Genomic DNA, 24603 nt, shown 5'->3' with positions numbered 1-24603 from the left:
AGCCTACTGGATTTTCTCATCGATTTGTACGGTTATAGGTTTATCATTTCAAGTATATATAGAGTGAAACTATCTGTCAATGCATGAGCATTGCGGCTGTAGACTGGAGCCTTCAGCCGGATTTCCTTCTGACATAATAGGCGAAAAAATGCTGCAGCAGCACTTTGATGACGGCAAAGACCGGAACAGCCAAAATTAAGCCCACGGTTCCTGCCACCTGCCCACCGACAAGGAGTGCAAATATGATCAGGAGCGGATGCATATGCAGCTTTTTTCCTACCACTTGCGGCGAAATGACATTGCTCTCCAGCGTTTGGCAGACCATATTAACCACCGCCACCAGCAGCACCATCTTCCAGGAAATCGTAGATGCCATCACAAGCGCTGGAGCCGCGCCGAGAAAGGGGCCCAAATAGGGAATGATGTTAAACACCGCCACGATGCTTGCCAATAGCAGCGCGTAGGGCATACCCACGATCATGTACCCCACATAAGCCAGTACGCCGATAATTAAGCATACCAGGAATTGTCCGCGGACGTAATTCCCTAGGGCCGTGTCGATCTCTTTCAGCAGCGTGACAATCGACTTGCGGCGGCTCCGCGGCAGATAGGATACGGCGGTTCGCTGGAACACCTCAAAATCTTTTAATATGTAGAAGATCAGGAACGGAACAATTAACACATTAAACAGGATGTTGATGGTGTTGCCGATATTGTCCATGAAATCCGAAATTCCCCCGGCCAGCCTTGATTCCATCTGCAAGAACCAGCTGTTGACGCCTGTCCTTACTCCTGGGGGCAGCAGCCTGCTGTCCAGATTGGTCATCAGGCTCTGGGCGTTCATCGATAATTCTGGCAAATGCTCGTTGAGCTCCTCCAGCTGCCGGATCAGGATCGGAATCATATTGATCAGAATGACGGTAAGTGACGTCAGAAAGACGGCATAGATGAGCAGCACCGCCATGCTCCGCGGAACTTTACGGTCGGAGAGCATGCATACTACCGGATTGAGCACATAAGATATGATCATGGCAACCAGAAATGGAGCCAGTACAGCCTTGAGAAATCGATAGACATCCAGAAACAGCGGACGCAGCAGCCAGACAAAGTAAAGAGAGATGAGTCCAAGCATTAACCATACCAACAATCGAAACCATTTGTTCTCGGTCAGCTGTTCCACACAGGCACCCTCCTTTTTCGAAAGCTACCCTGTAGTATATGTACAAGCTTCCAGAAATAAACTAACATTTCCGCAGGCCAACATGAAAAAGACTCCCTGCTGCTCAGCCATATAGGCCTTCAGCAAGGAGTCGTTATCTAACTATATGTACGCGTTCTTAGGAAGACGCGTGCATAGGAGGGAAATCCGGCTGCATTTCATCACCGAAGAACAAATCATCCAGCGAGCTGAGCGTACCATCCTCTTCTACCTGGTATACGGACATTTTCTCTCCGTTGACTGTCAATTCGATAAAGCAACCCCAGCAATAAAACTGGTGGGAGCCGATTTTCCCGATATCTTTGGAACTACAGTTTGGACATTTCATCCTACCTCACCCTATCCGTTCACAGAATTAATGGCTTTTTCCAGACGCTGTTCGCTCATCGGGGGTACCATAACGGCACTTTCGCCGATAGCCATCTCCGCTGTGCAAGGCAGCCATTTGCGACCTTCGATCAAATCCGAGACAAATCCATCGGATATTTCCAACCCTAGTATTGTATTGCCCTGTTCCTGCTCAAAATAAACATCCGATATACGTCCGAGCAGGATACCGTCCTCTGTCAAGACCTGCATCTCTTTCAGTTTGCGCTTGCCCAAAAGGTACGTAAGCGGTATATCATTGGCGCCCACCTTGCGGACAGCCTCTTGGCTCCGGATCATGACGGCATCTTCCCCGTATGCTACGATATCTTCCCATGAGACGCTTTTCACATGCGAGGAAAACAAAGCCTTGCCTTCCAGCTCCAACCCGGTAATCAACCAGTTCTCATCTAGTATAAAATCGTGGATTTTGCCGATTTCCTTACCGTTCTCCACGTCGAATACAGCCAGTCCAATCATTTCTTGAAGTTTCATACTGCAGTGGACACCTCCTCATCCTTCATGGTTTGAAATCAGCCGCCGGTCAACATTTCGTTAGCCTAAACGGGCAATTTCCAAGGATGAAATGGACGAACGCATACCCCCTATTCTCTAGAAGGAGAAATCCCTTAACATCTATTTACGTAACCGATTAAGGATGGTTCCAATTTTTTGGGCAGTGTGCTCCATTTCTTGAGTAGTATTACCCAAACCGAAACTAAAACGAATCGCGGAGCGCAAAACAGGATCAGAAAGTTTCATTGCTTGGAGTACATGGGATATTTCCAGAGATCCCGACGTACAAGCCGAGCCGCTTGCCGCCGCAATTCCTTCCATATCGAGGTTCATCAGCATCGTCTCCGTATTGGCACCGGGAAAGCTGATATTTAGGATGTGAGGTAGGTAATGTTCCGAATTTCCGTTGATCACAAAAGCATTCTCGCCAATCTCCTGACGAAGCCCTTCAAGCAGCGTCGATCTCAGCTCGCGATAATTCTGGATACGCGTCTCCATATTCTTAACGGTCCATTCCACTGCTGCCGCAAAACCGGCGATGCCAGCCATATTCTCTGTTCCGGCACGGCGTTTCTTCTCCTGCAGCCCTCCGAACAGACGTGGAGATACGCTGAGTCCTCTGCGGACAACCAATGCTCCGACGCCTTGGGGTCCGTTGATTTTGTGGGCGGAAAAACTCCACATATCCACCGGCAGCTCGCGGCAGTTGATCGCCTCCGATCCCAATGCCTGAACAGCATCGGTATGAAACACGATGCCCCGGCTGCGGCAGAGCTCGCCGATTTCGATGATCGGCTGAACGGTGCCTACTTCATTGTTGCCATACATGATGGTGACCAGCACCGTGTTGTCCTGAATCGCCCCCGCAATGTCCTCCACAGAGACACGCCCAGTAGAATCGACGGGGACATAGGTAACTTCACAGCCCCGCCGTTCTAGCTCATGGCATGTATGAAGCACCGCATGGTGTTCAACGGCCGACGTAATCACATGCTTTCCCTTCACGCCAAGCGACTCCAGCAATCCCAGTATAGCCAAATTATCGCTTTCGGTGCCGCCTCCGGTGAACACCAGCTCGTCCGATTGGCATCCCAAAAGGGACGCAATTCGATCACGCGCCCCGTTGACGATCTTCTTCGCTTCCCGTCCAAAAGCATGAACGCTTGAAGCATTGCCGTACTGGCTTGTCATCACATTCATCATCCGCTCAGCAACCTCCGGATGGACCGGGGTTGATGCGGCATGATCCAAATATACTGATCTCATATCCGTCTCACCCTTATATATAGAACATATAGTTGTCTGCAGCAGACTGTTCATGATAGTTGATCAGATAGTCCAGCGTCGTGGAATCGAGCACTTCAGCAATGCTGTCGCGGATACGAAGCCATAGATCCCGCTTCGCCGGATCGTCCTCTTCCGTGAAGTCCACAGGGGATATCGGTCCTTCCAGCACGCGGATTACATCTCCTGCCGTTATGGATGCCGGATCACGGGAAAGGATATATCCTCCGTATGCGCCACGGATGCTTTTGACCAGTCCCGCATTCCGCAGCGGTGCGATCAGCTGCTCAAGATAATGTTCCGACAGCTGGTTCTTCTCGGCAATGCTCTTCAGCGAAGTCGGCCCTTCACCAAACCTGGCGGCCAGCTCCATCATAATCGTTAATCCGTATCTTCCTTTTGTTGAAATCTTCAAAGGTGACACCTCTTTCGGTAATTTGTATATTATGTCCATCCTGTACATGAATTGTAGGTGGCGGGTTTAGCGACAAATACGGCGTAATCTACGCGTGAATCAGCTTATCCTGTATTTTTCTCCGTATTCCGATCATTACCCTCAGCTTATGGTAACATATCCTGGACCTCAATGGGTAATATTCCAGCCGGAAACCCGAAAAATGTTCACGCTGAGTGGACAAAATGAAACGTGTGAACCTTGTTCCAATATGTTAAAATACCTCCATGGGCACAATTCAATATGAAAATGGTGATAACGATGTCAAAAGAAAAACATAACACTCGTATCGTTGTCGGCATGTCGGGAGGAGTCGACTCCTCCGTAACAGCGCTCCTGCTTAAACAGCAGGGCTATGAAGTGATCGGCATCTTTATGAAAAACTGGGATGATACCGATGAGCTTGGCTACTGCACAGCTGAAGCGGACGCTGAAGACGTGCGCCGCGTGTGCGAGCAGCTCGACATTCCCTACTATACCGTCAATTTCGAGAAGGAATACTTTGATAAAGTATTTTCCTATTTCCTCGATGAATATAAAGCCGGGAGAACGCCGAACCCCGATGTCATGTGCAACCGTGAAATCAAATTCGGTGAATTTCTGAATAAGGCCATGGATCTGGGAGCCGACTATGTGGCTACCGGCCATTACGCCCGCGTCATCGAGGAGGACGGACAGTACCGGCTGCTGCGCGGCGTCGACAGCAATAAGGATCAAACCTACTTCCTTAATGCGCTGAGCCAAGAGCAGCTCTCCAAAGCAATGTTCCCGATCGGGCATCTGCCGAAACCGGAAGTTCGCCGACTCGCTGAGGAAGCTGGACTGTATACCGCCAAGAAAAAAGACAGCACCGGCGTTTGCTTCATCGGCGAACGTAATTTCAAAGAATTTCTTGGACAGTACCTCCCCGCCCAATCCGGCGATATGGTGGACATTGTCACCGGTGAAGTGAAAGGCCGCCATGATGGCTTGATGTACTACACGCTGGGACAACGCCAAGGTCTTGGCATTGGCGGCTCAGGCTCCGGAGAGCCTTGGTTTGTTGCCGACAAGGATTTAACTAACAATATTCTGTACGTTGTTCAAGGCGATCATCCGAGTTTGTATTCAACCGGACTTGTTGCCTCCGGAATCAATTGGATTGCAGGACAAGACGCTATGCCCAAAGACGCCTTTACCTGCACCGCGAAATTCCGTTACCGTCAGCCGGATCAAGAGATAACGATAACTCCGCGCGAAGATGGAACCGTTCATATCGCTTTTGCCAAGCCGCAAAAAGCAATCACGCCAGGACAAGCCGTCGTCTTCTACCAAGGGGACGAATGCCTTGGCGGGGGAACGATCGAAACGGCGGATAAAGTTCCATATTAATCCGCCGGCCTAAACGAAAAGAGCACACACTTAACACGGAAGATTCCGTATAGTGTGTGCTTTTTTTACATGTTAGCGAAGAACATATTCTACTGTTTCTCCGCATTCTAGGCTGACGGCTACGTCAACTAATCGCTGATTCGAGCTGCCTCGAAAGGGAAGCGAGACATCCCTTAGCTCCAACTGGAATTTGCCATCCACGATAACATCACACTGTTTCGCCAATTCGCGCAGCTTCTGCTGCCTCATCAGCGCCTCAAAGGTGAAGCCCGTGTAGGCCCATACACTTTTCCCAGGACACATGGTCCTGAGCTTGTGTACAAATGCCGTGCATTCCTCCGGCGAGAAGAACGGGTCCCCACCGCATAAGGTCACGCCATCCAGCAAAGGGTTGTCGCTGATATCCTGCAGTATGGACGCGGACAATTCTTCTGTAAACGGCTCCCCCGCTTCAAAGTCCCAGGAATCCGTATTAAAACATCCGGCGCAAGCATGACGGCAGCCGCTCACGAATAGAACTGCCCGAACTCCTGGGCCTTCATTAATGCTCTCGGGGATATATCCGCACACATTCACAGATGCTTCACCCGATCCCTAACCTCAGCCTGCTTAGCCGAATTGAAGCGCTCTGTATAATTGCCTGTTAAGTATCCCGTCACCCTGCGCAGCCGCTGGAAGTTCCCATCCGCCTCCGAGGCTCCGCATCCAGGGCAAGAGCTTCCGATGATTCCTTCGTAATTGCATGCCGGGCAACGATCGACGGGATGGTTTACGGAGAAATATCCGATATTCTGCTGAAGGGCAAACTGAACGATGTCCCGAAAAGCAGCCGTATTCTGCCGGGCATTGCCGTCCAGCTCCACATACGAAATCGCTCCTGCATTACACAGCTCATGGAAAGGAGCCTCGGAACGGATTTTGCGGTACGCGGCCATCGGATAATACACCGGAATATGAAACGAGTTCGTATAATACTCGCGATCTGTGACACCCTCGATCACACCAAAGGTTTGCCGGTCCAGCTTCGTGAATTTCCCCGATAACCCTTCTGCCGGCGTGGCAAACAACGTAATGTTCAGGTTATATCTTTCACTGGCTGCATCGCAAAACTGACGCATATGCCGGATGATCTCGATTCCCAGACCGCGGCTGGTCTCATCTTCTCCGTGATGCAGCCCGGTTAACGCCTTCAGGCATTCAGCCAGCCCGATAAATCCAAGCGCAAGGGTTCCGTGCTTGATGAGCTCGCGCACCTTATCCTCCGGTGCCAGTGCCTCGCCGCCTTCCCACACGCCTTCCCGCATCATAAAATCTGACGCTTTGGCCGGTTGGTCGGCCTGCAGCTCGTAACGATGAATCAAACCCTCTACCGCAATCGTCAAATACTGATCCAGCTGCTCGTAGAAGAGGTTCAGATCCGGCATATCCCGTTTGCCTTCGATAATGCCATGCTCAATGCCGAGACGAACCAGATTGATCGTATTAAAGGATAAATTGCCTTTGCCGCTTAGACGGTTTCGCCCGAACCGGTCTGAAATCGTCCGGGTCCTGCAGCCCATGGTGGCAATAATCGTGTCTGGCTCGTCCGGGTTATAGTAGACCAGATTAAACGATGCATCCACGTTGACAAAATTCGGGTAGAGCCTGCGGCTGGAACACTCAACGGCTTTCAGGAACAGATCGTAGTTGGGCTCCCCTTCCGCCTGGTTAACCCCCTGCTTGCACTGGAAAATATGCTGCGGAAATATCGGCGTCTCTCCCCCGCCGAGCCCTCTCATCGTGGCATCCAGCAGAGCGTGTGACACCAGCCTTCCTTCGGTTGACGTGCACATGCCATAGTTCAGCGATGTAAAGGGGATCTGTCCGCCGGCCCGGCTGCTCATTGTGTTCAGATTGTGGATCAGGGATTCCGCGGCCTGTTTTACTTCATTCACCGTTTCGTTATATGCATAGTGATATATTCGCGGATAAGTTTCTTTCAACTGCTCATTGTCTATGTATAATTCGTTATCCAGAAGAACTCGTTCACCGGGTCTATTATCTCCCTGCTCTACCTCTCCGAAGTAGGCCAGCCCTTTGCGAAAATGCCGACGAAACGATTTACCGACATACGGGGCCAGATCCCAATCGATTTTATTTCCGGACACGCCGCCGAATTGACTGTTCTGCTGGGATTGAAAAATGATGGCCACCAGTGCCATCGCGGTCATGATGCTCTGCGGCGGCCTAACCGATCCGTTACCGGTATTGAATCCCTTGGCCAATAGTCGGTCAAACGGAATGAAAATGCAGTTCGTTGTTCCGAGTGCATACTGGTCCAGGTCGTGCACATACACATAACCATCCCTCACCGCTCTCATGAGATCTCCAGGGAGGATGAATTTGCTTGCCATCCATTTGGCGTACTCGGAGCCGATCCGACTCATTTTTCCACTGAAGGATTCCCCGTTCAGATTCGCATTCTCCCGCAGCAGATCCAGATTCGTTACCCCAATCACATCCGTGCTGATCTTGTAGAGCTCTCCCCGCCGCATCCGCTCCAGGTCACGGGTTTCCCTGTAATGTTGATAAGCTGCCGCAGCCTCTGCATAACCTGTACTTTGCAAATGCTCGACAACGATATCCTGAATATCCTCCACACTCACCTGCTCCATCTCCGCGGTGGCACGAACAACCGCATCGCCAATCTGCAGGGAAGCCTCCATGCGGGACACACCCTCAACGGCTATAAACGCTTTATCCACTGCATTCACAATCCGGTTTATCTCAAAATTCACCAGGCACCCGTCTCTCTTCATGACTTTCATGAAATCGATCAACTCCTTCTCCTTAGATCATCAACACACTATATATAGTTTCGTTTTATAAATTTACATCCATATATAGTTTAATGCTGTGAGATAGATCACGGCGGTCAGTCTGAGAAACGGATCAGGCGATTCCTGAAAACAGCCTTGGAGGCCTTATACCCAACAGAAAAAAGGCACTCGAGTGATCCATCGATCACATCGGGTACCTTCTTGTTTATCTACAGTAGAATTAACTTTCGGCGGGCGGCATTGGAGTTGGTGTCGGCTTCGCATAGCCTGTGCTGTATTTCTCGTCGATTGCGGTCCGAATATCCGTCAGGCTCTTGCCCTCGCTGCTCATTTTGGCAGATTCCACGGCAATGTCCAAACACACCCCGCAGCGGGTGCCATGATCGTCCCACACGACGGTGCCGTCCTCCTGGATCTCATCAATAAAACAATTCAGGTTGCTCTCATGACCGGCACTGTCCCCACAGCCGCAATAACAAGGGATGTATTTCAGGACATCACTGACCTGCGCGGACAAGGCATAGATCGTTTGCAGCTCGCTGGTCTGGCTCTTCAAAAAGATAGGCAGCTCATCAATCGAAGCCGTCGCCTCCTGAATATCCCCGTTGGCCAGCTGCGTCTGATGTCCGTGCTCATGCGCTGCCTCGGTTGCCTGTCCACTTTCGACCTGCTCCTGGGCGTTTTTCCCCGAACAGCCGCTCAGCATAAGACCAGCGGACAGCAGCAGGATGACAAACCGTTGTTTCCCTGTTTTCATCATTCGTTTCCTCCATTTAGCTAAACTAGCGGCCATTGGTTCCGTTATTACTGTAAGACCCTATTCTTCGCGTCGTAATCGCTGATTGTGTGCGATCTTGGCTTCATTCCCCTGCTCCGTCGCCTGATAGAACACCCGGCGGGAGAGCTCCTTCGGCAAATATTCCTGCTTCACGTAATGGCCCGGATAATCGTGCGGGTACTTGTAGCCGACATGTCCCAGCTTCACCGCCCCCGAGTAATGCGCATCACGGAGATGAAGCGGAACCTCAGCCGATTTCACTTCATCCATGGCGGACATCGCCCGGGATATGGCGGTCACAACGCCATCCGATTTGGGGCTCTCCACCGCAAACAGAATCGCCTGGGCAATGTTCAGCTTGGCTTCCGGCCAGCCGTTATTCCGGTAGGCATCCAGTGCGCTTACCGCCTGCACCATCGCTTGCGGATTAGCCAGCCCGATATCCTCGCTGCTGGCAGCAATCAAGCGGCGGATGAACACCATGGGGTCCATCCCTAGCTTTTCGACCGCATACAGGAACCAGAACAAGGCCGCATCACTGGAACCTCGAATGCTTTTATGGAAGGCAGACAGCACGTCATACTGCGTAGACTCGTCCGCCTTGACGAGCGGCTTGCGTATCGATTCCTCGGCCACTTCGAGCGTAATATGAACCCTGCCGCTTTCATCCGGGGGCGTGGTCATGGCCGCTAATTCGAGGGCGTTCAGAGCACGGCGGATGTCGCCGTTCGCCATGGTTGCAATATGCTCCAATGCTTCCTCGTCTGCCTGGAGATCCATGAATCCAAGTCCTTTATCCGGATCGGATAACGCGCGCTGCATGGCGATCATGGAATGGTTCTTAGTCAGCGGCTCAAGCTGGAACAAGGTTGAACGGCTCATCAAGGCCCCATTTACGTAATGAAATGGGTTCTCTGTCGTAGCGCCTATAAATATAATCGTGCCGTTCTCCACGGCAGGCAGCAGCGCGTCCTGTCTTGAACTGTTAAAGCGGTGCACCTCATCCAGAAACAGGATCGTTTTGGTGCCGTACAGGCTGCGGTTGCTCTGGGCTTGCTCAATGACTTCCCTGACGTCCTTAACCGAGGCTTCCACCGCATTTAGCCGAACGAAGTACCCCTTCGTTTGCTGGGAGATAATATGCGCCAGCGTTGTTTTGCCGCACCCCGGCGGGCCGTACAATAAAATGGAAGAGACCTGGTCTGCTTCTATGGCTCGTCTGAGCAGTTTCCCCGGTCCGATAATATGTTCTTGTCCTATATATTCATCCAGCGACGAAGGGCGCATCCGATCGGCCAGCAGCCTGGAATCCCGGTCCCCTTCACGCCCGATACTGAATAAATCCATAACTACACTTCCTTGTCTGATATCAATGCAAAGATAAGCCGGTTTCAAAAATCCGTCACACTCTATCATACCATATTCAAATTTGTCATGCCTGTAGCAAGCCTTTGGACATCCACGCTAGTGGTTCGGATACCCATCGATATTCGCTGCTCGTTTAACATGATAACCAACTTTTATCTTTCCGGAGCGTTACTTATTATAGGAAATTATAGAGAAGTCTTATCTAAGGAGAGTGGCTATGACGACTCGCAAGAAGTCCAAACGCAATTTATCTAAAGGGGCTATGAATATGGGGATTAGTTTACTTGGACTCTATACCTATGTTAATCAAAACAATCTATTAAAGGAGATCTATGGGCCAGAATACCTCGACGATGAGGCGCTGGCGATAAACCTATTGTATACCATCCTCATCTTGCAGTTCCTGATCGGCCTGTATGCCTTCTTCCGTTCCTCCATTATTCTCTATGAGTATAAGCAAGGCATCCGAAATGAGGAAGAGGAAGAGGACGAGGTCTTGTTATAAACGTATCAACCACGCACGAAGGGAGGCTATTGAATTGAAACTAAAGCCTATGCGAAAAATGACACTCTTCATCATCCTGGCAACTGCATGTTCCATCCTCGCTGTATGGACTTTGATCCGGTTTATCGAAAATCTGGGCTCCTCCTACCAAATGCTTGGTTAGGCCAAGCACAACAAAAAGACCCGCAGAGACAAGCACATGCAGACATGTACCACCCCACGGGACATTTTCCGTTCTTTCCTCTTCACGCTTAGTAACACAATCCTATCTTACTCCCCGGGCCAGCCGATGGCTGTAATATCTGAAGCGTCTGCCGTCACATAAGAAGGACGCGCTTCACCATGCAGCAGCCACAGTTCATGCAGTGCCCGGGTGCAGCCAACGTACATCAGCTTGGCATCCCAAGCTTTTTCCGCGTAATGACTCCGATCTGCATCTGCCACCACAACCGCATCGAACTCAAGCCCTTTAGACAAATAAACAGGAAGCACGGAGTAACCCCCCTGATACGTTCCTTTGCTGCCATCGATCAGATTCAGCATCGGCCATGCAGCAATTAATTGTTCATGCAGCTCTTGCGCTTCCCGCAAGGTTCGGGTGAGAATGGCTACCGTCCGATATTCCTTAGCGATGAGTGCCTCCATCGCCCGTTCCAAATCTCTCGTTCTGGATTTCTCCGAATTATAAGGAATGAGGCGAACGGCATCGCCGCTTCGGAATACGGGTACGGCGAGCAGATCGCTGCTGACACCCTTCTCCAAAATGCCGTTCGCAAATTCGATGATCTCCATCGTCGAGCGGTAACTGCGTGTCAGCGCAAAATAGGCAGTTTCCTCTTCCTTGAACAGGGAGCTCATCTCTTCCCACGCATGAACGCCACGATAGGCATGAATGCCCTGCGACAAATCACCTAATATGGTGAAGGAATGTCCTCTTACGAACAGGTCCAGCACAGCTACCTGAAATGGCGAGAAATCCTGAGCCTCATCAATGACGATATGGTCAAAGCGCTGCTCACCGGTAATATCATTCAGCAAACAGTGGAAATACAGCAGGGCAGGCAAATCCTCTTCGCGGACCACGTTTTTCTTCAGATCTTTACGTGTTGCCGTGAGCACGTCGGACGGAATCAGAGCGGTTAGCTCTTCAAACATCGTTCCGGTCGCCTTTGCCGCCCCAAACAATTGTTTATATAATGAGACCGGCTCAAATTTCGGCCATCGGTTGGCATAAGCTTTTTCTCGTTGAGTCGCTTTTTTCTTCCGTTCTTTCATTACAGCCGCTGATGGCGATTTCTTCAGCTCCATCTCGACCCAGCGATGCAATCTGGCAAGCAGTCGTTCCTTCCGTTTTGCCAGTGGGTATGGTTTATATTCCTGGTAGAACCATTCCGCGATCGTCTCCTGTTTCAATACGGCCCCATCCCATGGAGAGAAATCCCCGTCCGGCAGAGCCTTGGTTTCGATAGCATCCACGCAGCGCCTAATGATCTCCATCAGTCTCAATGAGCCTTTATAGCGCCCACTGACATTATCGTCAATATCCGGTGTCCCCTGACCCGGCTCTGTCTCGAACCATTGATGAAGCGTTTGTGCATGATCATCCGAAGCGAGTTGAATATCGAGCAGCTCTGCTGCCCAATCGCCAAAGGTACGCTGCTGTATATCGCCAACTCCGAGCTCAGGCAGCACGTCGGATATGTAATCCAGAAACATCAGGTTGGGTGCGAATATGATCATTTTCTCCGCGGTGACCTGCTCCTTGTACTGATAGAGCAAATAAGCCAGCCGATGCAGCGCCACCGTCGTTTTTCCACTTCCCGCCACCCCTTGGATGATGAGTGCGGTATTTTTGGCAGCCCGGATGATTTTGTCCTGCTCCGCTTGGATCGTGGATACGATATCGCGCAGCCGGTTATCCTTGTTCTCTCCGAGACGGTAGACCAGAAACTCATCGGATACGGCAGGTCCGCCGCTTTCCCGATTGTACGTATCCGATACCCGTTCCAAAATTTGCTTTCGGATCACAACGTTGCGTTTTAAATATACCAGCCCCTCGATGATTCCTTCGGGTGCTTCGAACGATGCCGGATCGGTACCGCCCGTAAACGAATAAAAAAGACTCGCGACCGGAGCTCGCCAATCGATCACCATCGGATGATCCCCGGCATCTTCCTTATCGAAGCCGATCTTCCCAATGTAGAGCGGTTTCTTCGCTCCGGTTCCGCTCTCTTGAAAATCCAGCCTTCCGAAATAAGGCTCCGGCAAACTTTTGGCGAGAGCCTGCCGTTTCTCTTCTCGACCTGCTTCGAGCACCTGCTCCGTAAAATCATGGCCCGTGTATACCGGAATGCCGCGCAAACGTTCAAGCTGACGGTCAATTTCAACGATTACCTCGTTTAGCCTTGACTCTTCTTCTTGATAGGCACTTTGAAAAGATTCTGACACTTTCAGTTACCTCCTAAGAAACATATTTTTTTCGCATCGAAAGTCTGGCTTTAAGGGCCGTGACACAAAAAGGAGTTTCATTGTAGCACAACTGGCCCGGATATACTAGCAAAGCTCTGTCACAGGAAATCCATGGTGCCGGTTTTCCATTTATAACCGCTTCGTCGATGACCATAAAAAAACGCAGCGTCCATTGCTTTGGACACTGCATTTTATTAACCACTCTATGTTTTGATCGAAGGCGCGTTTCGTCCTGCCTTCCGTTTGTCTATGGTTTTCTCAATCCGAGGTTTACTGGATCGTTACAACGAGACCCCGCCTTTTTCGAGCAGTTCTCTCACCGTTACGCTAACCATAATCAGTCCGGCCACAGGCGGAACGAATGCATTGCTTGCCGGAGGCTGCTTCGCTTTCCGGATTTCAGGGGCATTCTCGGGTACGATCTTCTCCGTAACATCTTGGCGGGGTTTCATCGGCTCCTCTAGAGAGAATACGACCTTAACCCCTTTCTTGATGCCGTCTTTGCGCAGCTTGGTACGTACAATACGGGCAATCGGATCCATGGACGTTTTGGAGATGTCGGCTACCTGGAACTTCGTGGGGTCCATTTTGTTGGCTGCCCCCATGCTGGAGATGATCGGAATCCCGCGCCGCAGGCATTCCTTGATCAGATGTACTTTATAAATGATCGTATCCGACGCATCAATCACATAATCCAGATCGAATTTAAACAACTCTTCATACGTCTCTTCGGTGTAGAACATGTTCAGGGCGATCGCTTCACATTCCGGATTGATCAGTTTGACACGTTCAACCATCAGGTCTGCTTTCTTCTGACCTACCGTGGTCGTTAAGGCATGGATCTGCCGATTGATGTTGGTGATATCCACAACGTCTTTGTCGATCAGAATGATACGGCCTACCCCGGAACGGGCGAGGGCTTCCACCGCAATGCCTCCCACGCCGCCGATACCCAGCACGGCTACCGTGCTGTTCTTCATCACTTCAAGGCCTTCAGGACCAATGGCTAATTCCGTACGGGAAAATTGGTGCAGCATAATTCAAGCAACCTCCTTTATCAAGAACAACGGACTTATTTCTCGTCGCCCGGCTTCTTGGCGAGTTTGATATGCAGCTGCTCCAGCTGTCCTCCGTCCACCTGGGAAGGAGCGTCCATCAACAGATCTGTTGCGCTTGCCGTTTTCGGGAACGCAATCGTTTCACGCAGGTTCGTGCGTCCGGCAAGCAGCATCACCAAACGGTCCAACCCAAAGGCGATTCCGCCATGTGGAGGAGTGCCGTACTCAAACGCGCCCATAAGATAACCGAATTTGTCGTGCGCCACTTCCGGCGACATACCAAGAGCCGCAAACATTTTCTCTTGGATCTCGCGTTTGAAAATCCGCATGGAACCGCCGCCTACTTCGTATCCATTCAGAACGATGTCGTAAGCTTCCGCACGCACGGCAAGCGGATCCGTATCCATCAATTCCAGATCTTCGTCTTTTGGACGGGTGAACGGATGATGCTCGGCCACATAGCGCTTCGCCTCTTCATCATAACTGAACAGCGGGAAGTCCAGCACCCAAGCAAACTTGTACTCGTTGTCGTTGATCAGGCCAAGCTGACGTCCGATTTTCAAGCGGAGTGCGCCCAGGACATCGGCAACCACTTTTTTATTGTCTGCGGAGAACAGCAGCAAGTCGCCATCTTCGGCTCCCGTACGTTCTCTTACCGCTTCAATTTCCTGCTCGCTGAAGAATTTCACGATAGGTCCTTTGAACTCGCCTTCTTTCACTTGAATCCAAGCAAGCCCCTTCGCTCCGTAACGGGCTGCATATGGCCCCAGATCGTCGATTTCCTTACGTGTCCAAGTTCCGCAGCCTTTAGCGTTCAAGCACTTCACTTCGCCGCCTTTTTCAATAACGGAAGAGAATACTTTGACGCCGCTGTTTGCAACGATATCGTTCATTTCGATCAATTCCAAACCGAAGCGAAGATCCGGTTTATCGGAGCCGTATTTGCCCATCGCATCGGCATAACTGATACGCTGGAATGGCGTTGCAAGTTCAACGCCGATAGTTTCCTTGAACAACTTCACCATTAGCTGCTCCATCATGTTCAACAGGTCGTCGCGTTCCATGAAGGACGTCTCGATGTCGACCTGGGTAAACTCAGGCTGACGGTCAGCCCGCAAATCTTCATCACGGAAACAGCGTGCAATTTGGTAGTAGCGCTCAAGCCCGCTCACCATGAGGAGCTGCTTGTAAATTTGCGGAGATTGTGGAAGTGCAAAGAATTCACCTGCGTGCACACGGCTCGGTACGAGATAGTCGCGTGCGCCTTCCGGCGAGCTCTTGGTCAGAATCGGCGTTTCCACATCCACAAAGCCCTCGTCGTCGAGGAAGTCGCGGAATACTTTAGACGCTTTGGAGCGCAGCATCAGCGTTTTTTGCATCTCTGGACGACGCAGGTCCAGATATCGATATTTCAAGCGAAGCTGCTCATCCACTTCCACGCCGTCTTCGATAAAGAACGGAGGTGTTTTGGCTGCATTCAGCACTTCAATGCTTGTCACTTGGACTTCGATTTCGCCAGTAGGCAGGTTCGCGTTGAACGTTTCAGGATCACGCTTTACGACTTTACCGGATACGGCCACGACGAATTCGCTGCGGACCTTATCGGCAACAGCCAAAGCTTCGCCGGAGAAATCCGGGTTAAATACGATTTGCATGATGCCGCTGCGATCACGAAGATCGATGAACAGCACGCCGCCCAAGTCGCGGCGGGTTTGTACCCAGCCGTTCAGTGTTACAGTTTCTCCAATGTTCGCGGTTGTCAGGTGACCGCATTGATGCGTCCTTTTCATCGTTTATCATTCCCCTTTAATATTATTAAGTCGCTTCATGCGACGATTAAACCAATTCTTGTACCAGACGATCCAATTTAACTGTACGCTGTTCGCCGGTTTCCATCGACTTCAGGGCAATTTCTCCGCGCGCCAGTTCGTCTTCACCCAAAATGGCGGTATAACGAGCTTGCAGACGGTCGGCGGATTTCATCTGAGCTTTCATTTTCCGGCCGAGGTAATCACGTTCGGCTGCTACGCCATTGCTCCGCAGTTCGTAGATCAATTTTGCAACTTCCTGCTCGGCGGCTTCACCCAGCGCCACCAGGTAGACATCCAGCGGCTTGGCCGCGGACAGATTAACACCTTGATGCTCCAGGATCAATAGGATTCGCTCAAGACCAATCCCGAACCCGATGCCCGGCTGATCCGGTCCGCCGATCTGATCGACCAGTCCGTTGAATCGTCCGCCGCCGCCTACCGTATCAATTGCGCCGATGCCCTGGGCCTTGAATTCAAATGCGGTATGCGTATAATAGTCCAATCCCCGAACAAGTCTTGGATTGATCACATACTCGATGCCCATGGCGTCCAGGTACCCTTTTACTTTCTCAAAGTGCATGCTGCATTCCTCATCCAGGCTGTCCAGAATCGAAGGCGCATCACCGAACTTCCCTTGGTCCTTCTTGCAATCCAGCACGCGCAGCGGGTTGCGTTCCATGCGTGACTGGCAATCCGAGCATAGGCTCTCTTTCATCGGTTCCAGGAAAGCAAGTAATGTACTACGGTAAGCCGCCCGTACCTCTGGCGTCCCTACGGAGTTAATCTCCGCTTTTACCCCGTTCAGCCCAAGCTCCTTGTAGAAGCTGTAACCCAGTGCAATCACCTCAGCATCAATAGCCGGATCTGCAGTCCCGAACACCTCTACGCCGAACTGGTGGAACTGGCGGTAGCGTCCCGCCTGTGGACGCTCGTAGCGGAACATGGGGCCCATGTAGTACAGCTTCGTGACGTCAGGCTCTCCATACAGCTTGTTTTGCACGTAAGCCCGGACGACGCCTGCCGTTCCTTCTGGACGGAGGGTCATACTGCGATCGCCTTTATCCCTGAACGTATACATTTCCTTCTCTACGATGTCGGTGGTTTCGCCCACACCGCGTTTGAACAACTCGGTCTGTTCAAAGATCGGTGTGCGAATTTCGCGGTAGTTGTATCTCCGGCACAAATCGCGTGCCTTCTCCTCGATAAACTGCCATTTCTCGACGGCACCTGGCAGGATGTCCTGCGTGCCTGTCGGTTTCTCGAATTTCTCGTTTGCCATCTTCATCCCTCTTCCTAAGGAGTCATTTCGCAAAAAGTCGTGAAAACTAAAAAATCTCCCGCCCCGCTGTCTTAAGACAACAGGGACGAGAGATATTCATATAATCACCCGTGGTACCACCCACATTCCGGCGTTGACACACCATATATCAGTGCGTTCAAACATCCGCTTCATCCGTTTAACGCCCGGCCGCGCAGTTCGGCTACTGTCTATCCCACCGGTCAACCGGTGCTTGCTTCGCCGTCTGTTCTCGGGGAGGTCATTCGTCCACTCATCAAGCGAATCCTTACAGCCAAGGGATTCTTCTCTGGTCTTGTGGGGATGGAGTACTTGTTCCCGTCATGAAATCCAATATTCATAAATATAGTATACCCAAAACATTATATTTTTAGATTCTAATGAACTACCACACTAAAGTCAAGAAACTTTGTAGAAATTGCCCGAAAAAAGAAAAAAACCTACAAACCACGTTGTAGGTCCAAAACATATATTATATAAAAAAGGGGGTCATGCTGTTATTATAAACAGGGAATATTAAAGGAACATTGAACAAACATTACAGTTATGTTACAAGCGAGAAAGCGCTTTTAATAAAAGGACCGAAAGAGGCTGCTCCATTAGCGGAACAGCCCTTTTTGTGTACTAATGAATATGCCCTATACGAATGATAATCTCCAACATCTTAGGGAATCCAAACGCCAATCAGGCATTTTTCGCTAATTAATCAAATCGCTCCACATAAGCGTTATTTGCCCGCAAATCATGTACGATCTGATCGTAATCCTCGTCCCTTACCTTAACGGACAGCGTATATCTCAGATCATCATAGTCCCGATCCGTCACGTCCGCTTCGCGCCATGCGTCGCCCGGCGTGTCATCGCCGTGCGGCCGATCTTGTGCAATATCGCGGCTGTCATTGGCATCCCGGGAGCCCACGATGACTCCTGGAGCCCCGACGACTCCGCCTGGAGCTCCCATCGTTGTAGCCCCTGCAGTCGCTCCACCCGTGCCGGAATTACCCCATGGCACCAGCGGCACAAGGATATTGCCTCCACCTCGAACAGGATCCTGAAGCTGTCCCACCTCGAGCTGCTCTGTGTTGTACGTTAACAGCCTCGTCCTTGCGCCTTCAGCGTCGTCTTCCGTTCTGAAATAAGCTTGAATTTGTCTAGACATGTCCATTCCTCCTTTTTTCAACCCTCTTGTTTGAAAAACCGGTATAACATGGACAACCATACAGCATACAGCTACTCTCTTCTTACAGTGCCTTTAACAACTCGCGCACGAAGGCTGGCTCGTCTTTCGGCGTCCGGGAAGTAATAAAATTGCGATCCACAACGACTTCCTCATCCTTAAAGTTTGCGCCGGCATTTACCATGTCATCCTGAAGCGGAGGATAGGAAGTGATCGTACGTCCCTTCAGCAGGTCGGCACTTGCTAGAATTTGCGGCCCGTGGCATATTGAGGCAATCGGTTTGCCTGCCTTATCCGCTGATGTAACAAACTGCAATATATGGGAATCCAGACGCAAATTTTCCGGAGAAGAGCCGCCTGGAATAACCACCGCATCATATTCGTTTATATTGACGTCGGCAATGGCTTTATCCGTTGTATACGATGCCTTGCCCTGTTTACCCTTTACCTCTTGTCCTTGTTTCAATCCAATAATATCAGCTTGATGCCCCGCTTCCTTCACGGCATCATAAGGAGTTTTCATCTCGGAATCTTCGAATTGGTCAGCTAGTAGAAATGCAACTTTACTCATCTGGCATATCTCCTTTCATGATTGTCCTCGATTTGTTATTACCCTAAAATGCCTTTTTTATAACAGCGGAATGAACGGAAGCCCCATGATCTACACCATTCAGTTACATGTCATAACAGGGATTGTTAGGACTCCCAACTTATGAGTGAATTAAAAAAGAGCCTGAAATGTTCTCAGGCTCTGCTATGTAGTCACCAGAAGTGACTCAATACGCTATCCTATTCAGTTCTACGATCTCGGCAGCTGCTTTCGCATATTTCCCTTTATGCTGATTAGCTGTACAGGATCTTCCGAAGCCGTAATCATGCGTTCTGTGCTCACTGCTTCCCTTATGTCTCCGGACCCGACCATCGTAGGCAAACTGCTCCATATGGAAAATTTGGGAGGTTGACGCATAAGAACACAGCTCCTTTTGTTGTGTGAATACCTAACAAGCGATTATCCACTCAGGATGCCCCATCTCTCCAATATGATGCATATTGCCCGTCCCTTTTCACCGTTTAGGATCTGCTGTCAATGATCAGGGTTACCGGTCCCCAATTGGTTAGCGACACGTCCATCATAGCTCCGAATACCCCGGTCTCAACCTGCAACCCCTTCGCTATGAGCTCGCGGTTAAACGATTCGTAGAGTGCATTCGCTTCATCCGGTTTGGCGGCGGCCATGAAGTTCGGACGTTTTCCCTTGCGGGTGTCGCCATAGAGCGTAAACTGGGAAACCGACAGAATGGCTCCGCCCACGTCCTGGACGCTAAAATTCATTTTTCCATCCTCATCCTCAAAAATTCGCAGCCCCGCAACCTTCTCGGCAAGGTATTTGGCATCCTTCTCTTCATCTTCATGCGTCACCCCTACCAGCACCATCAATCCCGCTTCAATCTTGCCTACGATTTCATTGTCAACCGTAACTTGCGCATGCTTACATCTTTGAATAACCACTCTCATAGGTTTAGCTCCTTCTCTCCATAAGAAAAATGTCTATCGATGTACTCTCTATGAAGACAGACCGCGTTATACTCTGATATCTTAAAATAAAACGGCCTGTCTCCCGCAGGATAACAGACCGCATTCGTATAATCATCCGAGACTGTCCATGTCCATGAAGCCCCAGAGTCCGTTAACCACGCAACCGTGCCATCACTGCATGATTCGATGAACGGTATATACATCCTTCACCCGCTTGATTCGTTCCACAACGGAATGGAGGTGATCCGTATTGCGGATCAAAATCGTCATGTGAATCATCGCCATTTTGTTCTTGTCAGATCGGCCGGTCACTGCGGAAATATTCGTCTTGCTCTCTGATACCGCCTGAAGAACTTCGTTTAACAGCCCGTTACGATCATGGCCTGTCACTTCGATATCGACGCTGTAATTAGCCTCAACGGCCGTTTCCCATTCCACCTCGATTACGCGTGCGGCCTCCTCGCCTTCATCCATGGTCGGCAGATTGGCACAATCCGAACGGTGGACCGATACGCCGCGACCGCGGGTAACGTAACCGACAATATCGTCGCCGGGCACGGGATTACAGCATCTCGCGAAACGCACAAGCAGGTTATCGATCCCCTTAACGCGTACGCCGTTCGTCGGACGGCTTCGTTTCTCCGCCGGCTTGATTTCCTTCATCTCGGAGGTCAATTCAAGCTGATTCGCTTCCTCCTGCTCCTTACGGAGCTTCTCGGTCACTTTGGTACAGATTTGGGCGGCAGTGATCCCGCCGAAGCCAACCGCGGATAACATATCCTCAATATCATTAAAGGCGAATTTCTTGGCCGCCTCCATTAATTTATCATCGGTCGTCCACTCGGACACATCAAGACCGAGGCGCTTGATCTCGCGCTCCAGCATCTCGCGCCCCTTCTCCACGTTCTCTTCCCGCTTCTCTTTCTTGAACCACTGCTTGATTTTGCTGCGGGCATGCGAAGATTGGGCAATCTTCAACCAGTCCTGGCTAGGCCCGTACGAATGTTTCGATGTTAAAATTTCCACAATATCGCCGGTCTTAAGCTGATGATCCAGCGGAACAATTCTGCCGTTGACCTTGGCACCAATGGTGCGGTTTCCTACTTCAGTATGAATTCGGTAGGCAAAATCGAGAGGGACGGAGCCGGAAGGCAGCTCGATCACTTCGCCTTTTGGCGTAAACACAAAAACCAAATCGGAGAAAAAGTCCATTTTCAGAGATTCTACAAACTCCGAGGCATCCTTCGTCTCATGCTGCAGCTCCAATATTTCACGGAAGAACGTCATTTTATTATCGAAGCTGCCTCCGTTGCCTCCGGAACCTTCTTTATAGGCCCAGTGTGCCGCGATACCGTACTCCGCCGTACGATGCATTTCCCAGGTCCGGATCTGAACCTCCGTCGGCTCCCCGTTGGGTCCAACCACCGTCGTGTGAAGGGATTGATACATATTCGTTTTTGGCATGGCGATATAATCTTTGAAACGCCCAGGCATCGGCTTCCACAGGGTGTGGATGATGCCAAGCGTAGCATAACAATCCTTAATATTGTCGACAATAATGCGGATCGCAAGCAGATCATAAATTTCGTTGAATTGCTTGTTCTTCACCGTCATTTTCTTAAACACGCTGTAGATATGCTTGGGTCTGCCGGATAAGTCGGCTTGTATACCCATCTCGTCGAGCTTCTCACGAATACAGACTATGACATTGTCGATATACTGCTCACGTTCGGCCCGCTTCTTGTGCATCAAATTCGCAATGCGGTAATACTGCTGCGGATTCAAGTAACGAAGCGCAATGTCCTCCATCTCCCACTTGATCGCGGAAATACCTAGACGATGGGCGATCGGGCAAAAGATCTCTAGCGTTTCATAGGAAATACGGCGCTGGCTTTCCTCGGACTGATACTTAAGAGTGCGCATATTATGAAGCCGGTCCGCCAGCTTAATCACGATCACCCGGATGTCCCGGGCCATCGCGATGAACATTTTACGATAATTTTCGTTCTGCTGCTCTTCTTTGGATCGAAATTGGATACGTTCTAGTTTCGTTAAACCATCCACCAGCAGTGCGCAGGTATCCCCGAAGCGCTCACGGATCTGCTCAAGCGATACAGTTGTATCCTCAACGACATCATGAAGCAACGCAGCAATAATAGACAACGTGTCCATCTGCATATTTACCACGATGTCTGCAACCGCAAGCGGATGAAGAATATAAGGTTCTCCCGATTTCCGCACTTGTCCGTGGTGGGCTTGCTCCGCAAATTCATAAGCTTCCTGGATGCGGAGAAGATCGGGTTCTTTTATATAGGCGCTGGCCTTTTCGAGTAATCGCTCTATGCCCATTTTGGAGTCCTTCTCTTCCCTTTCTATATAAAATGGAACCCGCCCTTGTCAAAACGTGCAGGTTCCCTCGTGATTGTTTTCCTATCATTATGACGCTTGTGACGTTATACGTCAACATGTCGAGCGTTCAGACACTTATAGTATGCCCGTTTCCGGCGCGGAGACATCAAAACTTGTCATCAATTGGATATTTTGACGAACTGTAAAAATTATTGTTGAAAAAACGAACGATTGTATTTAATCTATTAAAGATCGTACGCGAACGGTCCTATATTTAAAGTCCTAAGAGGAGTGAAATGGTTTGCAACGAGAAATTCAAGTTGATGAGAAACTTCCGTTTGGTCCAGGTTTCCTTCTGAGCCTGCAGCATTTGTTCGCCATGTTCGGAAGTACGGTGCTTGTACCGAACCTATTCGGCGTGGATCCCGGCATGATTCTGCTGATGAACGGTATTGGTACACTGCTCTATATTTTCTTTTGTAAAGGAAAAATCCCGGCATACCTCGGCTCAAGCTTTGCCTTTATCTCGCCGGTTCTGGTCGTGCTGGCTGACGATCCGGAAGCCAACTATAGCAAGGCTTTGGGAGCCTTTATCGTAACAGGGATAATCTTCTGTCTGGTAGCTCTCATCGTTAAATATGCAGGCACCAAATGGATCGACTTTGTATTCCCTCCAGCGGTCATGGGTGCCATTATTGCCATGATCGGGCTTGAGCTTATACCGGTTGCAGCAGGTATGGCTGGTTTTTTACCAGAAGAGGGACAGTCCATAGATCCTAAAATCATTACGATTTCGCTCGCGACTCTTGGTGTCACCGTATTCGGGGCCATCCTGTTCCGCGGCTTCTCCAAAATCATTCACATTCTAATCGGAATTGTTGTCGGTTATGCTCTCTCCTTCGCTCTAGGCGTGGTAGACACCGAGAAAATCGCAAACGCGAAATTCCTGTCGGCTCCGGAGCTGACAACCCCGGTATTTGATAACGGCGCGATCTGGTCCATCATTCCGGTTGCGCTCGTTGTTATCGTGGAGCACATTGGGCATTTGCTGGTAACAAGTAATATCGTGGGCAGAGACCTTTCCAAAGACCCTGGCCTGCATCGTTCCCTTCTCGGTAACGGTATATCCACCATTTTGTCAGGATTCGTAGGTTCCACACCCAATACCACCTATGGTGAAAATATCGGGGTCATGGCACTCACAAAGGTATACTCGATATTCGTAATTGCCGGAGCGGCCATTATCGCGATTCTGCTCTCCTTCTCAGGAACGTTCTCCGCCGTTGTAGCGAACATTCCTACGCCTGTAATGGGCGGAGTATCTCTGTTGCTGTTCGGGGTTATTGCAGCTTCCGGTCTTCGGATCTTTGTTGAGCAAAGGGTTGATTTCTCCAAAGCAAGCAACATGATCCTGGCTACGCTGGTCCTGGTAACAGGGATTAGCGGCGTAACATTGAAGATCCCTAACACTAACATCGAGCTGAAGGGTATGGCCTTGGCTACCATCGTAGGTGTCCTCATGGCTCTCCTCTTCAAAGTCTTCGAGATTACCGGCCTCTCCAATGAAAAAAATGATGAGCCGCTCGTGGAAAAAACACCGGATTGAAACTAACGGCCTTATCGCTAATCGAAAAACGCCCTGAGCTGGTTGCTCAGGGCGTTTATTATTTCCCGGGAAAATCAGGAAGATTGTTGTCGATTACTCGTATTGCATCAATGTAAATACTTCGATTCCATCCAGCTTCGAACGGCCATTGAGATCAGCCAGTTCGATCATGAATGCAGCTCCAACGACGTTTCCGCCCAATTGACGAATGAGGTTGACCGAAGTCGCAATCGTACCGCCTGTTGCAAGAAGATCATCCGCAATCAATACATTTTGACCCTTCTCGATCGCATCGGTATGCATCGCCAAGCGATCTTTTCCATATTCGAGGTCGTATCCCACTTCAATCGTTTCATAGGGAAGCTTTCCGCTTTTACGAATGGGCGCGAATCCTACTCCAAGAGCATAAGCCAGCGGAGCACCCACGACAAATCCACGTGCTTCGGGACCAGCTATCACATCAATTTTAAGATCGGATACCAAGATCTTCAATTCTTCGATGGCTTTGCGATACACCTCACCATTCTTCAGCAGTGTAGTAATATCTTTGAAGCTGATCCCCGCCTGCGGAAAATCGGGAACGACACGAATATAATCTTTAAAATCCAAAATAATCTCCTC

The 24603-nt window shown here is 50.2% G+C and carries 22 protein-coding genes; 4 read left to right on the top strand and 18 right to left on the bottom strand.

Features of this window, described 5'->3' with window-relative positions; genetic code table 11:
• Positions 1-112 precede the first annotated feature (112 nt).
• The 5 genes from CRG97_RS08300 to cymR all read right to left on the bottom strand — a co-directional run bounded on the left by CRG97_RS08300 (position 113) and on the right by cymR (position 3800).
• Positions 113-1180 carry an AI-2E family transporter gene (locus tag CRG97_RS08300; RefSeq protein WP_098742599.1) on the bottom strand — a complete coding sequence of 356 codons (1068 nt, stop codon included), beginning with the start codon at positions 1178-1180 and terminating at the stop codon, positions 113-115.
• Between the two features lie 157 nt (positions 1181-1337).
• On the bottom strand, positions 1338-1547 hold the full coding sequence (locus tag CRG97_RS08295; protein WP_071222775.1) for a hypothetical protein: 210 nt from the start codon (positions 1545-1547) through the stop codon (positions 1338-1340).
• 11 nt (positions 1548-1558) lie between these two features.
• Positions 1559-2080: a PRC-barrel domain-containing protein gene (locus CRG97_RS08290; RefSeq protein ID WP_098742598.1), complete on the bottom strand. Its 522-nt coding sequence runs from the start codon at positions 2078-2080 to the stop codon at positions 1559-1561.
• A gap of 141 nt (positions 2081-2221) precedes the next feature.
• Positions 2222-3367, bottom strand: coding sequence for a cysteine desulfurase family protein (locus tag CRG97_RS08285; RefSeq protein ID WP_098742597.1), 1146 nt, complete (start codon positions 3365-3367; stop codon positions 2222-2224).
• Positions 3368-3380: 13 nt separating this feature from the next.
• Complete coding sequence (gene cymR / locus CRG97_RS08280) at positions 3381-3800, bottom strand: cysteine metabolism transcriptional regulator CymR (RefSeq protein ID WP_009592789.1); 420 nt, start codon at positions 3798-3800, stop codon at positions 3381-3383.
• A gap of 300 nt (positions 3801-4100) precedes the next feature.
• Between cymR and mnmA the strand changes: the two genes are divergently transcribed.
• Positions 4101-5210: a tRNA 2-thiouridine(34) synthase MnmA gene (gene mnmA / locus CRG97_RS08275; protein WP_153047485.1), complete on the top strand. Its 1110-nt coding sequence runs from the start codon at positions 4101-4103 to the stop codon at positions 5208-5210.
• Between the two features lie 72 nt (positions 5211-5282).
• On the opposite strand, the gene nrdG is transcribed toward mnmA, so the two are convergent.
• The 4 genes from nrdG to CRG97_RS08255 all read right to left on the bottom strand — a co-directional run bounded on the left by nrdG (position 5283) and on the right by CRG97_RS08255 (position 10154).
• Positions 5283-5786: an anaerobic ribonucleoside-triphosphate reductase activating protein gene (gene nrdG, locus CRG97_RS08270; protein WP_098742596.1), complete on the bottom strand. Its 504-nt coding sequence runs from the start codon at positions 5784-5786 to the stop codon at positions 5283-5285.
• Positions 5783-8017, bottom strand: a complete 2235-nt coding sequence (locus CRG97_RS08265; RefSeq protein ID WP_098743078.1) for an anaerobic ribonucleoside triphosphate reductase — start codon at positions 8015-8017, stop codon at positions 5783-5785. The genes nrdG and CRG97_RS08265 overlap by 4 nt, the downstream gene beginning before the upstream one ends.
• Before the next feature lie 232 nt (positions 8018-8249).
• Entirely contained in the window at positions 8250-8789 is a 540-nt protein-coding gene (locus CRG97_RS08260; protein WP_098742595.1) for a PCYCGC domain-containing protein, read from the bottom strand.
• Positions 8790-8846: 57 nt separating this feature from the next.
• Positions 8847-10154: a replication-associated recombination protein A gene (locus CRG97_RS08255; protein WP_098742594.1), complete on the bottom strand. Its 1308-nt coding sequence runs from the start codon at positions 10152-10154 to the stop codon at positions 8847-8849.
• A gap of 238 nt (positions 10155-10392) precedes the next feature.
• On the opposite strand from CRG97_RS08255, the gene CRG97_RS08250 reads away from it, so the two are divergent.
• Complete coding sequence (locus CRG97_RS08250) at positions 10393-10680, top strand: hypothetical protein (protein ID WP_098742593.1); 288 nt, start codon at positions 10393-10395, stop codon at positions 10678-10680.
• A gap of 34 nt (positions 10681-10714) precedes the next feature.
• Positions 10715-10843, top strand: a complete 129-nt coding sequence (locus tag CRG97_RS33985; protein ID WP_272914356.1) for a hypothetical protein — start codon at positions 10715-10717, stop codon at positions 10841-10843.
• 107 nt (positions 10844-10950) lie between these two features.
• On the opposite strand, the gene CRG97_RS08245 is transcribed toward CRG97_RS33985, so the two are convergent.
• The 8 genes from CRG97_RS08245 to CRG97_RS08210 form a co-directional block, all read right to left on the bottom strand.
• Positions 10951-13128 carry a HelD family protein gene (locus tag CRG97_RS08245; protein WP_098742592.1) on the bottom strand — a complete coding sequence of 726 codons (2178 nt, stop codon included), beginning with the start codon at positions 13126-13128 and terminating at the stop codon, positions 10951-10953.
• 302 nt (positions 13129-13430) lie between these two features.
• Entirely contained in the window at positions 13431-14186 is a 756-nt protein-coding gene (locus CRG97_RS08240) for a tRNA threonylcarbamoyladenosine dehydratase (protein ID WP_098742591.1), read from the bottom strand.
• Between the two features lie 35 nt (positions 14187-14221).
• Entirely contained in the window at positions 14222-15997 is a 1776-nt protein-coding gene (gene aspS, locus CRG97_RS08235; RefSeq protein WP_098742590.1) for an aspartate--tRNA ligase, read from the bottom strand.
• Between the two features lie 46 nt (positions 15998-16043).
• Positions 16044-17297: a histidine--tRNA ligase gene (gene hisS / locus CRG97_RS08230; RefSeq protein ID WP_098742589.1), complete on the bottom strand. Its 1254-nt coding sequence runs from the start codon at positions 17295-17297 to the stop codon at positions 16044-16046.
• Positions 17298-18017: 720 nt separating this feature from the next.
• Complete coding sequence (locus CRG97_RS08225; RefSeq protein ID WP_098742588.1) at positions 18018-18473, bottom strand: hypothetical protein; 456 nt, start codon at positions 18471-18473, stop codon at positions 18018-18020.
• A gap of 82 nt (positions 18474-18555) precedes the next feature.
• A complete protein-coding gene (locus CRG97_RS08220) occupies positions 18556-19062 on the bottom strand; it encodes a type 1 glutamine amidotransferase domain-containing protein (RefSeq protein ID WP_098742587.1) in 507 nt (168 codons plus the stop codon).
• 500 nt (positions 19063-19562) lie between these two features.
• The gene (gene dtd / locus CRG97_RS08215) at positions 19563-20006 is read right to left on the bottom strand and encodes a D-aminoacyl-tRNA deacylase (RefSeq protein WP_098742586.1); all 444 of its coding nucleotides are present in this window, start codon (positions 20004-20006) and stop codon (positions 19563-19565) included.
• A 192-nt stretch (positions 20007-20198) separates the two neighbouring features.
• Entirely contained in the window at positions 20199-22376 is a 2178-nt protein-coding gene (locus tag CRG97_RS08210; protein WP_098742585.1) for a RelA/SpoT family protein, read from the bottom strand.
• A 301-nt stretch (positions 22377-22677) separates the two neighbouring features.
• Between CRG97_RS08210 and uraA the strand changes: the two genes are divergently transcribed.
• Positions 22678-23982, top strand: coding sequence for a uracil permease (gene uraA, locus CRG97_RS08205; protein WP_098742584.1), 1305 nt, complete (start codon positions 22678-22680; stop codon positions 23980-23982).
• Positions 23983-24075: 93 nt separating this feature from the next.
• Here the strand turns inward: uraA and CRG97_RS08200 are convergent, their stop codons facing one another.
• Complete coding sequence (locus CRG97_RS08200) at positions 24076-24591, bottom strand: adenine phosphoribosyltransferase (RefSeq protein WP_076320441.1); 516 nt, start codon at positions 24589-24591, stop codon at positions 24076-24078.
• Positions 24592-24603: the final 12 nt, after the last annotated feature.

Source organism: Paenibacillus sp. EZ-K15 (genome assembly GCF_002573715.1).
Taxonomy (GTDB): Bacteria; Bacillota; Bacilli; order Paenibacillales; family Paenibacillaceae; genus Paenibacillus_AQ.
The sequence above is the reverse complement of the archived record's forward strand: the minus strand, read 5'-3'. Positions and strand labels throughout refer to the sequence as shown.